Consider the following 15,485-nt stretch of genomic DNA (forward strand, 5'->3'; position numbering starts at 1 on the left):
GGGGGGGGGGGGTTTTCGGGGGGGCCGCCGGGGGGGCGGGGGGGGGGGGGGCCGCGGGGCCGCCGGCCCGGCCGGGGGGCGGCCCCCACCCGGGCCGGCCCCCCGCCGACGTCCCCCCGGCTCCTACGGGAGCCGACCGCCGCGCGGGGGCCGCGCATCGGTGAGGCCCCCGGCCGTCGTCGGCCATGCGCACACCGCCGTCGGCCGTGAGCTCCGCGGGGGTCAGAGCGTGGTGACGAGTCCGCCGTCGATGGTGTGGTCGGAGCCCGTGGTGTTGCCCGCCCGGTCCGACGCCAGCAGCAGGACGAGGTCGGCCACCTCCTCGGGGCGGGTGAACCGCCCGGTGACGGACCGCGCGGCGGTGCCCGCGACGATGTCCTCCGCCGTGCTCCCGGTACCGCCCGCCACGGTGGCGGCCACCCCCTGGTCCCCGAGCCACAGGGCCGTCTCGACCGGGCCGGGGCTGATGGTGTTGACGCGCACCCCGTGCGGGCCGACCTCCTTGGAGAGCGCCTTGCAGAAATTGGTGAGCGCCGCCTTCGCCGCGCTGTAGTCGATCACTCCGGGGTCGGGCAGGAAGGCGTTGACGGAGCCGACGGTCACGATCGACGCCGCGCCCCGCTCGATGAGGTGCGGGAGGGCGGCCCTGGTGGTGCGGACGGCGGTCAGGAAGTTGATGTTCAGGGCCCAGGTCCAGTCCTCGTCCGTCAGCGACAGGAACCCGCCCAGCCGCGGCCGGACCGCTCCGACGTTGTTGACGAGGACGTCCAGCCCGCCGAAGGCCGCGACCGCCTCCCGTACCGCGTGCTCCGGTCCGTCCGCGGTGGCCAGGTCGACGGCCACCGGCCGGACCCGCCCGCCGTCCGCCAGCTCCGCCAAGGGGCCGTCCACCGTACGGGCCGCGGCGACCACCAGCGCGCCTTCGCCGGCCAGCGCCCGGGTGACCGCCAGGCCGATGCCCTTGCTCGCTCCGGTGACCAGCGCCACCTTGTCCGTGAGATGCAGGTCCACGAGGCCGAGTCTGTACGCACACCGGCCCGAGGAGCTCCTGACAGGGCCGACACGGCGGCCCCGTCAGGCAGGTGGCCCCGTATCAGCCCAGTCGGGTGGGGGAGGAAGCGGCCGGGGTGAGGAGGCGGGGGGCGCCCGAGCCGTCCGCCGGGACCGTCCAGAGGTCGGTGGTGTCCGGCGCTCCCTCGGCGGGCAGGGCGTAGGCGACCGTACGGTCGTCCAGCCAGAGCGCCTGGTCGTCCACGCTGCGCTTCTCCGCCAGCGGCTGCTCCCGCAGCGTCCGCAGGTCCAGTACGTGCTCGCGCCACAGCGACGCCCCGCGCAGGACGCGCTTCTTGTAGACGATCCGGGTCTCGTCCGGGGACAGCGACGGGCATTCGACGTTCTGGGCGACGGTGGTGACGCTGCGCCGCGAGACCGAGCCCTTCACCAGGTAGGTCTGGCCGGCGGTGGCGAGCGTCGCGTAGAAGGTGTCGTCGTCCTTGGAGAAGGTGACGCCCCAGAAGTTGACGTCCCCCGAGGAGTAGGGCCGGCCGTCCAGGACGATGGAGAACTTCTCCAGGTCCGGCTCGACGGCCCACGTACGGGTGTCCACGATCGTCGTACGGGTGGAGAAGAACGCCGCGCCGTAGGACTCGCCGGCGACGAACACCGTCCACGCGGCGAAATGGCCGCTCGGCGCGACCCGGGCCCGCGACGGGGTGCCCGCGAGCGGGAAGCCGTGCAGCGGGCGCAGCTCGGAGTCGACGATCACGGCCTTGTTGTCCTGGGCCAGCGCGCCCGGCGAGGAGTTCAGGCACACGCCGGTGCCGGCGGCCGCGTGGAAGCGCTGACAGGTGAGCCCCGAAGCGGTCCGCTCGGCCTGGGGCGTCTGCCCGGGGACCGTGACGAGGGCTCCGCGGTGCGGGCCCTTCGCCCCGTTGAGGAAGGCCAGCCGGTTCTGCTGGCCGAGGAGGACCGGGCCCTGGGCGACCGTCGGGTCCCCCTCGTGCGTCTGCTCGGCGCGGGCGGCGGAGCGCAGGACCAGCGCGGCGGCGAGGCCACCGAGGAGCAGCACGGCCACCGCGAGTACGAGCAGCCGGCGTGAGCGGGTCATCGGGTTCCTCGGGGGTGTCGGGCGGGGTCGGTGGCGGATTCCCGGGCGGGCGCCGGCGGCGCCGGGCGGAGTACGAACCCGGCGACGACCGCGCAGCAGCACAGGCCGGCCGCGGCGGCGGCGAGCGCCGGACCGGCGCCCCACACCGTCCAGGCGGCCCCGAAGGCGAGCGAGCAGCCGAAGCGGGCCAGCGCCTGGCTGGTGCCGACGACGGCGAGGCCGGTGGCCCGCAGCTTCGCCGGGACGGTCGCGCCGACGGCCGCGGGCAGCACCCCGTCGGTCGCCGCGTAGAACAGGCCGTGCAGTACGAGGACCAGGTACGGGAGGGCCGGCCAGTGCGGGGCCCACAGCAGCAGCCCGTAGCCGGCCAGCAGGAGGGCGTGCCCGGCGAGGAAGACGCTGCGGCGGCCGATCCGGTCGGCCAGCGCCCCGGCCGGCACGGCCAGCAGCAGGAACACGGCGGCCGTGCCCAGCGGGAGCAGCGGGAACCACTGCTCCCGTATGCCGGAGCGGTCCTGGAGCAGCAGGTAGAGGAAGGCGTCGCTGACGGTGGTGAGGCCGAGCAGGGCCGCGCAGAGCGCGAGGGCGCGCAGCCGGGGCAGGCGCAACAGGGCCGCCGCCTCACGGAGGTTCACCCCGGCGGGCTTCGCTCCGGCGGGCTTCACCCCGGCGGGCGTCGCACCGGACGGCGTCACCCCGGTCGGCCCCTCCCCGTCGGGTCTCTCGCCCTCCGGCTTCGCCGCGGCCGGTTTCGCCGCCCCGGCGGGGCCCGGGCCGATGCCCGCTCCCGAGGGGACGAACAGCATCAGCACCACCACACCGAGCACGGCCACGCAGGCGCTGACGCCGAAGACGGCGTCGTACCCGCCCACCGCCATGTTCAGGATGAAGAAGGCGGCGAGGGGGCCGAGCAGCGCCCCCGTGGTGTCCATGGCGCGGTGCACGCCGAACGCGCGGCCCTGTAACTCGGCAGGCGTGGAGAGGGAGATGAGGGCGTCGCGCGGTGCGGTGCGCAGGCCCTTGCCGGTCCGTTCCAGCGCGAGGACCACGCCCACCGGCCCCAGGCTGTGGGCGAGCAGCAGGAGCGGCTTGCACAGGGCGGAGAGGCCGTAGCCGATGCCCGCGATCAGCTTGTGGTTGCGGACCCGGTCGGCCAGGTGGCCTCCGGTCAGCTGCACCAGCGCGCTGACCCCGTTGTAGACCCCGTCGAGGGCGCCGAAGCCGAGCGGGCTCAGTCCCAGCCCGGCGACCAGGTACAGGGGAAGGACCGCGGTGACCATTTCCGAGGAGACGTCCGTGATCAGGCTGACCGCGCCCAGCGCGAAGACGGTCGAGGCGACCGCGGGGGCCCGGAGGGGCCCGCCGTCCGGTGCGGTCTTCGCGCCGGCGGGCGCGGAGCGGTCCGCGAGGTACATGCTCTGGAGCTCCCGGTGCCGACGGTCAGGTCACTCGTACGTGTGAGTGAGACCCTAGTGCTTGTACGGGCCAACCGGGCGGCGTACGGCCCGATTCGGCCCGCCTGCGCCGCTCAGCCCTGTCGGCTGCTCTCGTCGCGCAGCCACGTGGAGAAGTCCCCGGACCGGATGGCCTTGCGGGACCCCCGCCGGGCGGCGAGGGCGGCCACCACGAACACCACCACCCCCGGAAGCAGGCTGGGCTGGGCCCGCAGCAGGGCGCGCAGATCATCCGTACCGGTGCGTGCGGACGGCGCGCGCGCCCCCTCCGGGCTTCCGGGCGCCCCCGAAGCCTGGAACCGTTCCAGTTCGGCGGAGGAGGTCGCCGCCCTGACGCGCCGCCTGATCAAGTCACCCCAGGTGCGCGGCGGGTGCACCACGACCCGGGCGTCCTCGACCACGCGCCGCTCCTGCGGGGCGAACGCGAGGGAGGCCGCCAGATCGTCGGCCATCAGCGGCGGCAGGGCGGCGATCCGCGCGTGCCCGGGCTCGGTCACCGCGATGACCCCCCGCCCGAACAGCCCCTCGCGGACCGCCGGCAGCCGCTGCCAGACCCGGTAGTACGCGCGGACCGGCCAGGCGCACCCGGACAGGGGGATGTCCCGGCCGGGGGCCGCCGCGAGCAGGTCCGGACGGGCCGCGAGGGCGCCGGCCAGCGCGCGCACATCGGCCGCGCCGACCTCCACGTCGGCGTCCACGTACAGGCGCGGGAAGCCCCGCGCGTGCTCGTCCCCGACGCGAAGTGCCGTGTGTTTGGAGGGAGTCGGTATCTCCACCACTCGTACGCGGGGCCCCCGCGCGCCCGCCACCGCGGCGGTGTCGTCCGTACAGCCGTTGCACACCACGACGATGTCGGGCCCGGAATCCGGGGCACCGGCGAGGAGCGCGTCGAGGAGCCGGCCGATGACCCGGCCCTCGTTGTGGGCCGGGATCACGATGCTGGTCACCCCGGAAGTATGCACGCTCGAACAGCCGAGCCGACCGTTTCCTCCAACTCTCCCCGGGGGTACGCCCGGTGGTCTAGATTGAACGCAGCCGACCGGATTCGGCGTGCTTCGGCGACGCGGAAATCCAGTCGGAGCAGGGCAGTTGGGGTACATACGGGTACGGCGGCTTGGGGGAACAGGCCGCCTGCCCGTGGCCGGACCGGTGCGAGGGGTGCCGGGCGGCCGGGGGGCGGAAGTACGTCGCAACACGTAGGGCATCGGTCGTGGGGGGCCATCACCGTCGGGCAGGTCACGCACGGGTCGCGCATGCGCCCCGGCGCCGGCCGTCGGCGGCACCCCCTTCCTTCGCACGCGTCCCGGCCATGGGTTGTCGATACGCCCGCGGGCGTGCGCGGAAGGAAAGTGGAACGCTGTGAAGGAATCCGAGAAGGAAACCGAGAAGGACGCCGTGAAGGGTGCGGCGCGCGAGGTCGCGGCCACGGGCGTGTGGCCGACCAAGCCGTTAGGCGTCGCCGTCATCGGAGCGGGCTACTGGGGCCCCAACCTCGTCCGCAACTTCCAGGCCAGCCCGGCATTCCGGCTCCGCTGGCTCTGTGATCTGAACGTCGACCGGGCGCGGCAGGTGCTCGGCGGCTACTCCACGGTCCAGGCGACCTCGGACTACGCGGCCGTGCTGGCCGACCCGGCCGTCGACGCGGTCGCCGTGGCCACCCCGGCCGGCACCCACCTCGACGTCGCCCTGGCCGCGCTGCGGGCCGGCAAGCACGTCCTCGTCGAGAAGCCCCTCGCCGCCACGTACGAGGACGGCCTGAAGCTGGTGACCGAGGCCGAGGAACGCGGCCTCACCCTCATGTGCGACCACACCTACTGCTACACCCCCGCGGTGTCCCGCATAAGGGACATGGTCCGCTCCGGCGAACTCGGCGACATCCAGTTCTTCGACTCCGTCAGGATCAACCTCGGGCTCGTCCAGAAGGACATCGACGTCCTGTGGGACCTGGCCCCCCACGACCTCTCGGTCCTCGACTTCATCCTCCCGGACAACGTCCACCCCGTCGCCGTCGCCGCCCACGGGGCCGACCCGATCGGAGCCGGCCAGTCCTGCGTGGCCTACCTGACGCTCACGCTCAACACCGGCGCCATCGCCCACGTGCACGTCAACTGGCTCTCCCCGGTCAAGGTCCGCACCACGATGGTCGGCGGCTCCAAGCGCACCCTGGTCTGGGACGACCTCAACCCCACCCAGCGCGTCGCCGTCTTCGACCGCGGGGTGGACATGACGACCCCCCAGGAGATCGGCGCGGACGAGCGCCGCGACATGCTCGTCTCCTACCGGAGCGGCGACATGGTGGCGCCCGCGATCGGCGAGAAGGAGGCCCTGCGCAGCATGGTCGAGGAGTTCGCCGCCGCCGTACGGACGCGCCGCCCGGCGCTGACCGACGGCTGGGCCGGCCTCCAGGTGCTCGACATCCTCGAAGCCGCCTCCCGGAGCCTGGAATTCCGCGGCGCCGTCGTCGGACTGCGCACCGGCCGCTGACAGCCGGCGCGGGACCCCCGTGGAACCGCGTCCCGCAGCACCTCGCCCGGCGTGCACGCCGCGCCGGGCGCACCAGCACGAAACACCATGACCGACTCAGTAGGGGCAGGGCGTTGAGCAGCGTACGAGGCAAGAGGATTCTGGTCACCGGCGGGGCGGGCACGATCGGCTCGCACGTGGTGGACCTGCTGGTCGACAAGGGGGCGCGCGAGGTCGTCGTCCTCGACAACTTCGTGCGGGGGCGCGCCGCCAACCTGGCCCGCGCGCTGGGGAGCGGCGCGGTGGAGGTCGTCGAAGGCGACATCCGCGACCGGGAGACCGTACGGAAGGCGACCGAGGGGGCCGAGCTGGTCTTCCACCTCGCCGCCATCCGGATCACCCAGTGCGCGGAGGAGCCGCGACTGGCCAACGAGGTGCTGGTCGACGGCACGTTCAACGTGCTGGAGGCGGCGGTGGCCGCCGGGGTGGGCAAGGTGGTCGCCTCCTCCTCCGCCTCGGTCTACGGGCTCGCGGAGACCTTCCCGACCACCGAGCGCCACCACCCGTACAACAACGACACCTTCTACGGGGCCGCGAAGGCCTTCAACGAGGGGATGCTGCGCAGCTTCCACGCCATGTACGGGCTGGACTACGTCGCGCTGCGCTACTTCAACGTCTACGGGCCCCGGATGGACATCCACGGGCTGTACACCGAGGTGCTGATCCGCTGGATGGAGCGGATCACGGCGGGCGAGCCGCCGCTGATCCTCGGCGACGGCACCCAGACCATGGACTTCGCCGACGTGCGCGACATCGCGCGTGCCAACCTCCTCGCCGCCGAGTCGGACCTGACCGACGAGGTGTTCAACGTCGCGAGCGGCTCCGAGACCAGCCTGCGCGACCTGGCCGTCGGACTGCTGGAGGCCATGTGCGCGCAGGGCATGGTGCCGGAGCACGGTCCGGCCCGCGCCGTGAACGGGGTCACCCGGCGCCTGGCGGACACCTCGCAGGCCTCGGGGCGGCTCGGCTTCACCGCCGAGATCGACATGCGCCGCGGGCTGCGGGACCTGGTGGAGTGGTGGCGGGCCGAGCGCGCCGCCGACGCCGCGGCCGGCGCCGACGCGGCGGCGCAGGCCGCGGCCGGGGAGGCCGGCCGATGAGCGCCGGGACCGCCCCCGCCCCGAAGGCCCCCGCCCGCATCCCCGTCATGGTCCCGTGGCTCGGCGAGGAGGAGGCGCAGGCCGCCGCAGAGGCCGTGCTCTCCGGCTGGGTCGCCCAGGGCCCCCGGGTCGCCGCCTTCGAGCGGGCCTTCGCCGAACGGGTGGGCGCCGAGCACGGCATCGCCGTGAGCTCGTGCACCACCGCCCTGCACCTGGCGCTGATCGCGCTGGAGCTCGGCCCCGGCGACGAGGTGATCGTGCCCTCGCTGTCCTTCATCGCCACCGCCAACGCGGTGCGCTACGTCGGCGCACACCCGGTCTTCGCCGACGTCGAGGAGGCCACGGGGAACCTGACCCCCGAGACCGTGGACGCCGTACGCACCCCGCGCACGAGGGCGGTCCTCGCCGTCCACCAGGGCGGGGTTCCGGCGGACGTGCACGCCCTGCGCGCCGCCTGCGCCGACTGGGGCGTCCCGCTGGTGGAGGACGCGGCCTGCGGGATCGGCGCGACCGTCGGCGGCAAGTCGGTCGGCCACGGCGCCCTGCTCGCCGCCTGGTCCTTCCACCCCCGCAAGGTGATCACCACCGGCGAGGGCGGCATGGTGACCACGGACGACGCCCAGTGGGCCGAGCGCCTGCGCAGGCTGCGCGAGCACGGCATGAACGTGTCCGCCGCGCAGCGGCACGCGAGCAGCAAGCCGATCGCCGAGGCCTATCTGGAGGTCGGCTACAACTACCGGATGACCGACATCCAGGCCGCGGTGGGCCTGGTGCAGCTCGGCAAGCTGGACGAGATCGTGTCCCGCCGCCGCGAACTGGCGGCCCGGTACGGGCAGTTGCTCGCCGGCATCCCGGGACTGCGCCCGGTCCGCGACCCCGGCCACGGCGAGGGCAACTTCCAGTCGTACTGGGTGCTGCTGACCGAGGAGTTCCCGGTCGGCCGGGACGAGCTGCTCGCCGTGCTGGCCGGGGCCGGTATCTCGGCCCGGCGCGGGATCATGGCCTCGCACCTGGAACCGGCGTACGCCGGGCACGGGGCGGCGCCACTGCCGGTCACCGAGCGGATCAGCCGCGACTCGCTGATCCTGCCGCTGTTCCACACCATGACGCGGGAGCAGCAGGACCGGGTGGTCGCGGTGCTGCGCGGACGGGCGGGCGGATGACCGGCCCGGCCGGGCCCGGCGACCCGGTCACCCGGGACCTGCTGATCGTCGGCGCGGGCGGCTTCGCCCGCGAGACCGCCCAGGCCGTACGGGACACGGCCGCCGCCGACCGGGAACGCGGCCGCGCCCCGCGCTGGCGTCTCGCCGGGCACCTCGACGACGACCCGGCCCTGCACGGCCGCGAGGTCGACGGGGTGCCGGTGCTGGGCGGCGGCGAGCTGGTGCACCGGCGGCCCGGGGCCCGGGTCGTCGTCTGCGTCGGCAGCCCGCGCGACTACGCGGTACGGGCCCGCATCGTGCGGCGCCTGGCCCTGCCCGAGAGCCGGTACGCGACCGTGGTCCACCCCACGGCCGCGGTCTCGGCCTCCTCGGTGCTCGGCCCGGGCACGGTGCTGCTGGCGCACTGCGTGCTGACCGCGGCCGTACGGGTGGGGGCCCACGTGGCGGTGATGCCGCACACCGTCCTCACCCACGACGACGCGGTCGGGGACTTCGCGACCCTGGCCTCGGGCGTCCGCCTCGGCGGCGGGGTCCGGCTGGGGCGCGGGGCGTACGTGGGCGCGGGCGCCCTCGTACGGGAGAACACCACGGTCGGCGCCTGGTCGCTGACCGGTATGGGAAGCACGGTCCTGGCCGATGTGCCGCCCGGCGAGGTGTGGGCCGGGAGCCCCGCGCGCCGGCTGCGCGCGGCGGGGGGCCCGGCCCTCGACGAGCTGACGGCCGACGGCGGGGAGACCGGCCCGGGGCCGGGGACGCGGAAGAGTCCCGAGACCGACATGAGCACGGAAACACGGATGGGGAGCACAGTCGGATGAACCAGATACCTCTCGTGGACCTGAAGGCGGCGCACGCCGAGGTCGCGCAGGAATTACGCGCAGGCTTCGACCGGGTGCTGGCCGACACCGCCTTCATCGGCGGTGAGGAGGTCCGCGCCTTCGAGCGCGAGTACGCCGCCTTCGCCGGTGTCGGCCACTGCGTCGGCGTGGCCAACGGCACGGACGCCCTCGAACTCGCCCTGCGCGCGAGCGGGGTGGGCGTCGGCGACGAGGTGGTGCTGCCCGCCAACACGTTCATCGCCACCGCCGGGGCCGTCGCCCGGATCGGCGCCCGGCCGGTCCTGGTCGACTGCCTCCCCGACACCCTGCTGATGGACCCGCAGGCCGCGCTGGACGCGGTGGGCAAGGCCACGCGCGCCGTGGTCCCGGTCCACCTGTACGGGCAGTGCGCCCCGGCGGCGGAGCTGGCCGCGCAACTGCCCCCGTACGCCAAGGTCGTCGAGGACGCCGCCCAGAGCCAGGGGGCGAGCCGCGAGGGCCGCACCCCCGGCAGCGGCGCGATCGCCGCCACCAGCTTCTACCCGGGCAAGAACCTCGGCGCCTACGGGGACGCGGGCGCGGTGGTGACCGACGACGAGGAGCGGGCCGACCTCGTACGGGCCCTGGCCAACCACGGCGGCGTCGCCAAGTACCGCCACGACGTGGCCGGGTTCAACAGCCGGCTGGACGGCCTCCAGGCCGTGGTGCTGCGGGCCAAACTGGCCCGCCTCGGCGACGGCAACGCCGCCCGCCGCGCCGCCGCCGCCCGCTACGACGGCCTGCTGGCCGACCTGGCGGCCGCCGGACGCGTGACCCTGCCGGTCACGGCGGAGGGCAACGTCCACGTATGGCACCTGTACGTCGTGCGGGTCGGCGGCGCCGACCGCGACGCCGTCGTCGGCAAGCTCAACGCGGAGGGCATCGGCGCGGGCGTGCACTACCCGGCCCCGGTCCACCTCACCCCCGCCTTCGCCCATCTCGGCCACGGCCGCGGGGACTTCCCGCAGGCCGAGCAGGCCGCGGACCGGATGCTCTCCCTCCCGCTCTTCCCGCAGATCACCGCCGCCCAACAGCAGCGGGTCGTGGACGCGCTCACCGACGCGCTGCGCTGACGCCCAGCGCCGCGCCGACGCACAAAAAAGAGGTACAGATGAACAGACGGACAAGGTTGCTCCGGTACGGCCTCTTCACCGTGGTCGCCGCCCTGATGGCCACGGTCTTACCTCCGTCCTCCGTGGCGGGTGCGGTGGACCCCTGCGGTCCCGGCACGAACGCGATCGTGTGCGAGAACTCCAAACCGGGCACACCGATGTCCGACTGGTTCTCGCCCAGCGCCTACGGGGACATCAAGGGCTTCAGCGCCCAGATGAGCGTCCAGGCGGGCGAGACCGTGCAGTTCAAGGTGCAGTCGTCGACCCCGTACCGGGTGTCGGTCTACCGGCTGGGCCACTACGGGGGTGACGGGGCCCGCCTGATGTCGACCGCGGCGCAGGCGGCCCAGACCTACCCGGCGAACTTCGCGCCCGGCGGGAACCCGCGCAGCTGCACCACCAAGGCCGCCACCGGCCTGGTGGACTGCGGCAACTGGCCCGTCACCGCGACGTGGACCGTGCCGGCCGACGCCGTGTCCGGTCTGTACATCGCCAACCTCGACCAGGCGGACGGCAACGGGGTGATGCCGTACCCGTTCGTCGTCCGCAACGACGCCAGCCACTCCGACGTCGTCGTGCAGACCAGTGACCAGACCTGGCAGGCGTACAACAACTACGGCGGACAGGACCTGTACGACGGCGGGGGCCCCGCGCCCGACGGCCGCGCGTACGAGGTCAGCTACAACCGGCCGATGGACATCGGCGGCGAGAACGGGATCTACGGGTCCGAATACCAGATGATCTCGTGGCTGGAGCGCAACGGGTACGACGTCAGCTACATGTCCGGAATCGACATGTCGACACGCGGTGCGACCCAGCTCAGGAACCACAAGGTCTTCATGTCCTCGGGCCACGACGAGTACTGGACCCAGGACCAGTTCACCAACGCGCTGAACGCGCGCCGCGCCGGGCTCCACCAGACGTACTTCAGCGGCAACGAGGTCTTCTGGAAGACCCGGCTCGCACCCAGCATCGACGGCGCGGCCACGGCCAACCGGACCCTGGTCTGCTACAAGGAGACCAAGCTCTCCTTCCCCCAGCCCAACGGCGTCCCGGACCCGAGCGGGATCTGGACGGGCACCTTCATGGACCCCGCCAGCTCCACGAACGGACGGCCGTACCAGCCGCAGAACCAGCTGACCGGCTCGCTGTTCAGCGTGAACGGCTACCGCAGTGACGCGATCACCGTGCCCGGCGCGTTCGCCAAGATGCGGCTGTGGCGCAACACCACCGTCGCGAACCTGACCCCCTCCCAGACCGCCACCTTCCCGACCGGCACGCTCGGATACGAGTGGGACAGCGACGTGGAGGACGCGGCCCGGCCGCCCGGTCAGATCGCGATGTCCTCCACCACGGTCGACATCAACGACGGCAAGCTCCGGCTCGACTACGGCAACACGTACGGGAACGGCACCGCGACGCACAGCCTGGTCGCCTTCCGCGACCCGACCTCGCAGGCGCTGGTCTTCGGCGCCGGCACCGTGCAGTGGTCCTGGGGCCTGACCAACATGCCGACGGGCAACCCCGACGACACGGTGGTCACCGAGGACAAGCGGATGCAGCAGGCCACGGTCAACGTGTTCGCCGACATGGGCGTCCAGCCCAAGTCCCTCCAGACCAACCTGGTCGCGACGACCGCCTCCACCGACACCACGGGACCGGCCATCACGGTGACCAGCCCGGCGGCCAATGCCACGGTGCCCGCACTGCGCCCGGTGACCATCACCGGCACCGCGACCGACAGCGGCGGCGGCGTGGTGGCCCGCGTGGAGGTCTCCACCGACGGGGGCACCACCTGGAAGGCGGCCACCGGCGTCGGCTCCTGGAACTACAAGTGGACCCCGACCGCCCCCGGACCCGTCCAGATCAAGGTCCGCGCGGTGGACGACAGCGTCAACATCGGCGCCACCACCACCGTGCCGCTGACCGTGGGACCCCAGCAGTGCCCCTGCACCGTCTGGCCGGCCGCGGCGGTGCCGGGCACCGTCAACGCCGGTGACGGCAGCGCCGTCGAACTCGGCGTCAAGATCCGCTCCTCGGCACCCGGCTCGATCACGGGCGTCCGCTTCTACAAGTCCCCGGCCAACACCGGAACCCACACCGGCAGCCTGTGGAGCAGCTCGGGCCAGCGCCTGGCCACCGGCACCTTCACCAACGAGACCGCGTCCGGCTGGCAGCAGCTGAACTTCGCCTCGCCGGTCCCGATCAAGGCCAACACCACCTACATCGCCTCCTACTTCGCCCCCAACGGCGGGTACTCCTTCGACAACACCTTCGCCTCCGCCGACGCGGGCCTCGCCCCGCTGACCGCCCTGCGCAGCGGCACCGACGGAGGCAACGGCGTCTACCGCTACAGCGGCACGGGCGGGTTCCCGTCCACGGCCGCCTCCGGCAGCAACTACTGGGTCGACGCGGTCCTGGACACCTCCAGCGCCAGCACCAACCCGCCCACCGTCACCTCGATCACCCCGCAGTCCGCGGCGACCGGCACCGCCATCACCGCCGCGGTCAAGGCCACCTTCAGCGAGGGCATCGACTCCGACACCCTCGCCTTCACCCTGAAGGACCCGGGCGGCGCCACCGTCCCCGGAAGCAAGGTCCTCACCGCCTCCAACAGTGCCACCTTCACCCCGTCCACCGAACTGGTGCTGAACACCACGTACACGGCCTCGGTGCAGGCCGCCGACCTGTGGGGCAACACCATGGCCGCGCCGGTCACCTGGACCTTCACCACCAGCGCGAGCCCGCCCACGGTGAACTGCCCCTGCACGCTGTGGACGTCCGCCACCGAACCGAGCACCGCCAACGTCGGCGACGACACCAACTCCGTCGAGCTGGGCACCCGCTTCCAGTCCGCGGTCAGCGGCTACGTCACCGGCATCACCTTCTACAAGGGCCCCGGCAACACCGGCACGCACACCGGCAGCCTGTGGTCGGCCACCGGCACCCTCCTCGCCACCGGCACCTTCGGCAGCGAGACCCTGTCCGGCTGGCAGCAGCTCCACTTCGCCACCCCGGTACCCATCACCGCGGGCACCAGCTACGTGGCCTCCTACCACGCGCCGAACGGCAAGTACTCCGTGGACGGCGGCTACTTCACGGCCGCGCACCGCTCCTACCCGCTGGTCGCCCCGGCCGACGGCAGCGGCGGCGCCAACGGGCTCTACAAGTACGGAACTTCCACCGCCTTCCCCACCAACACCTTCGGCTCCGTGAACTACTGGGTCGGGCCCGTCTTCACCACCACGGCCCCGAGCGGCCTCGCGGCGGAGGGCTCGACGGAGGTGAGCGGCCAGTGAGCACCGTCAGCGTGGTGATCCCCTGCTACAAGTACGGCCACTTCCTGGCCGACTGCGTCAAGAGCGTCCTGGACGAACAGCCGGGCGTCGACGTACGGGTGCTGATCATCGACGACGCCTCGCCCGACGACTCCGCGGACGTCGCCCGGGCACTGGCGGCCGCCGACCCGCGCATCGAGGTCAGGGTCCACGAGCAGAACCAGGGCCACATCGCCACCTACAACGAGGGCCTGCTGGAGTGGGCCGACGGGGACTACGTGGCCCTGCTGTCGGCCGACGACCGGCTGGTCCCCGGAGCCCTGGTGCGCGCGGCGGCCCTGCTCGACGCCCACCCCGAGGCCGGATTCGCCTACGGCCGGCCGCTCCGGTTCCGGCACGGAGGCCCGCTCCCCGCGGCCCGCACCCGCGGCACCGGCTCGGTGGTCTACCCCGGGCAGTGGTGGCTGGAACGGCGCTTCCGGGAGGGCACCGGGTGCATCACCTCGCCCGAGGTGGTCGTCCGCACCAGCCTCCAGCGCAAGGTCGGGGGCTACGACCCGCAGCTCCCGCACGCCGGCGACATCGAGATGTGGATGCGGCTCGCGGCGCACGCCGACGTGGGCTACGTACGCGGGGCCGACCAGGCCTTCTACCGCGTCCACGGCAACAACATGTCCACCACGGACTTCGGCGGACAGCTCGACGACCTTCGCCAGCGCCTCGTCGCCTTCGACTCGGTCCTGGAGAAGTGCGCCGGCCTGCTACCCGACGCCGCCCGGCTCTCCACCCTGGCGCGGACCCGGCTCGCCCGGTACGCGCTGCGGCGCGCCTACCGCGCGTACGACCGAGGGCGCACCGGGGCCGTGCCGGTCGAGGAGCTCGAGGCGTTCGCCGCCGAGTGCCTGCCGCGGTACACCGGGCTCCCCGAGTACCGGGCGCTGCGCAGGCGGCGGCGGATCGGGGCCCGCGCGATGCCGTACCTGCAGCCGCTGGTGCTCTCGGCGGTCGCCGACCGCGGGCGCGAGTGGCTCTGGTGGCAGTCCTGGAAGCGCCGAGGGATTTGATGATTCAGCAGCACCACACGCACGAGCAGCACCACCTGCACCAAGGCTCCCGCAGCGGGGGCCGGAAGGCCCGCGGGCCCGCTTCCTCAGCGGGCCCCTGCGGCCACGGGGACCCGGCTCCGCGCCTCGTCCTCGTCCACCGGACCGGCGTCGGCGCTCTCGCGCCGGCGCCGGTTCCGGCGCGTCACGAGCTGATCGGTCCACAGTGCGGCGGCCACCCCGCAGACCCCGGCCAGCAGGGCCGCCCCGGCCAGTCCGCGGCTCTTGGTCCCCGTCTGTGCCACCGCCGTCGGCGGCACGAGGAGGGTGACGCTCATCCGCGCCTTCTCCGGGATCTGCTGCTCCGCCTGCATGGCCGTGATCCGCTTGGTGTACGCCTCGACCACCTTGAGCACGGCCAGGTTGGCGGCGGCGGGATCCGCGTGCTCCGCCTGCACCTGGAGCGAGGGGATCAGGTAGCGCGGGGTGACGCTGGTGCCGCTGTTGCGCGGCATCAGCCGGTACGTGCCGGCCACCCCCGCGGCACGCAACTCCTCGGCCCCGGCGGGGGATTCGATGTGCTGCACCGCCGCGTACGACACGGCGGCCAGCGGCGGCTGGAGATTGGCGAGCTGATTGGGCTGGCTGCCGGTCACCGGCGGCTTGAGCACGACGATCGCCGAACTCACATAGGTCTGTGCGGGGCGGAGCACCTGCAGGGCCCCGGCGGCCGCGAGCGCCGCCACCAGGGTCAGGACGTACCAGCGGCGGCGAAGCGTGCGGAACAACTCACCAGGCGACACAGGATTCCTTCCGTCGCGTTCGATCTTTCCAGGACGCCGGTCCGCCCG

The 15,485-nt window shown here is 73.5% G+C and carries 12 protein-coding genes; 7 read left to right on the forward strand and 5 right to left on the reverse strand.

All coding sequences use genetic code 11. The features are described 5' to 3' along the window. Positions 1-222 precede the first annotated feature (222 nt). The 4 genes from ACFY1T_RS30620 to ACFY1T_RS30635 form a co-directional block, all read right to left on the reverse strand. Complete coding sequence (locus ACFY1T_RS30620; RefSeq protein WP_390791037.1) at positions 223-1,011, reverse strand: SDR family NAD(P)-dependent oxidoreductase; 789 nt, start codon at positions 1,009-1,011, stop codon at positions 223-225. Positions 1,012-1,093: 82 nt separating this feature from the next. After that, on the reverse strand, positions 1,094-2,107 hold the full coding sequence (locus tag ACFY1T_RS30625) for a TolB-like translocation protein (RefSeq protein ID WP_390791038.1): 1,014 nt from the start codon (positions 2,105-2,107) through the stop codon (positions 1,094-1,096). Then, the gene (locus tag ACFY1T_RS30630; protein ID WP_390791039.1) at positions 2,104-3,522 is read right to left on the reverse strand and encodes an MFS transporter; all 1,419 of its coding nucleotides are present in this window, start codon (positions 3,520-3,522) and stop codon (positions 2,104-2,106) included. The genes ACFY1T_RS30625 and ACFY1T_RS30630 overlap by 4 nt, the downstream gene beginning before the upstream one ends. A 113-nt stretch (positions 3,523-3,635) precedes the next feature. After that, a complete protein-coding gene (locus ACFY1T_RS30635; RefSeq protein ID WP_390791040.1) occupies positions 3,636-4,508 on the reverse strand; it encodes a glycosyltransferase in 873 nt (290 codons plus the stop codon). A 412-nt stretch (positions 4,509-4,920) separates the two neighbouring features. On the opposite strand from ACFY1T_RS30635, the gene ACFY1T_RS30640 reads away from it, so the two are divergent. From ACFY1T_RS30640 to ACFY1T_RS30670, 7 genes are all read left to right on the forward strand, one after another. Further along, entirely contained in the window at positions 4,921-6,045 is a 1,125-nt protein-coding gene (locus ACFY1T_RS30640) for a Gfo/Idh/MocA family protein (protein WP_390791041.1), read from the forward strand. A gap of 113 nt (positions 6,046-6,158) precedes the next feature. After that, complete coding sequence (locus ACFY1T_RS30645; RefSeq protein ID WP_390791042.1) at positions 6,159-7,184, forward strand: SDR family NAD(P)-dependent oxidoreductase; 1,026 nt, start codon at positions 6,159-6,161, stop codon at positions 7,182-7,184. After that, positions 7,181-8,347, forward strand: coding sequence for a DegT/DnrJ/EryC1/StrS family aminotransferase (locus ACFY1T_RS30650; protein ID WP_390791043.1), 1,167 nt, complete (start codon positions 7,181-7,183; stop codon positions 8,345-8,347). The genes ACFY1T_RS30645 and ACFY1T_RS30650 overlap by 4 nt, the downstream gene beginning before the upstream one ends. Then, on the forward strand, positions 8,344-9,162 hold the full coding sequence (locus ACFY1T_RS30655) for a NeuD/PglB/VioB family sugar acetyltransferase (protein WP_390791044.1): 819 nt from the start codon (positions 8,344-8,346) through the stop codon (positions 9,160-9,162). Before ACFY1T_RS30650 ends, ACFY1T_RS30655 begins: the two co-directional genes overlap by 4 nt. After that, the gene (locus ACFY1T_RS30660; protein WP_390791045.1) at positions 9,159-10,274 is read left to right on the forward strand and encodes a DegT/DnrJ/EryC1/StrS family aminotransferase; all 1,116 of its coding nucleotides are present in this window, start codon (positions 9,159-9,161) and stop codon (positions 10,272-10,274) included. The genes ACFY1T_RS30655 and ACFY1T_RS30660 overlap by 4 nt, the downstream gene beginning before the upstream one ends. 38 nt (positions 10,275-10,312) lie before the next feature. Next, entirely contained in the window at positions 10,313-13,612 is a 3,300-nt protein-coding gene (locus ACFY1T_RS30665; RefSeq protein WP_390791046.1) for a DUF4082 domain-containing protein, read from the forward strand. Then, on the forward strand, positions 13,609-14,655 hold the full coding sequence (locus ACFY1T_RS30670; protein WP_390791047.1) for a glycosyltransferase: 1,047 nt from the start codon (positions 13,609-13,611) through the stop codon (positions 14,653-14,655). Before ACFY1T_RS30665 ends, ACFY1T_RS30670 begins: the two co-directional genes overlap by 4 nt. 86 nt (positions 14,656-14,741) lie before the next feature. Here the strand turns inward: ACFY1T_RS30670 and ACFY1T_RS30675 are convergent, their stop codons facing one another. Continuing rightward, complete coding sequence (locus ACFY1T_RS30675; RefSeq protein ID WP_390791048.1) at positions 14,742-15,422, reverse strand: hypothetical protein; 681 nt, start codon at positions 15,420-15,422, stop codon at positions 14,742-14,744. Positions 15,423-15,485 lie beyond the last annotated feature (63 nt).

Origin of the sequence: Streptomyces sp. NPDC001194, assembly GCF_042896985.1 — a bacterium.
In the GTDB taxonomy this organism is placed as follows: domain Bacteria; phylum Actinomycetota; class Actinomycetes; order Streptomycetales; family Streptomycetaceae; genus Streptomyces.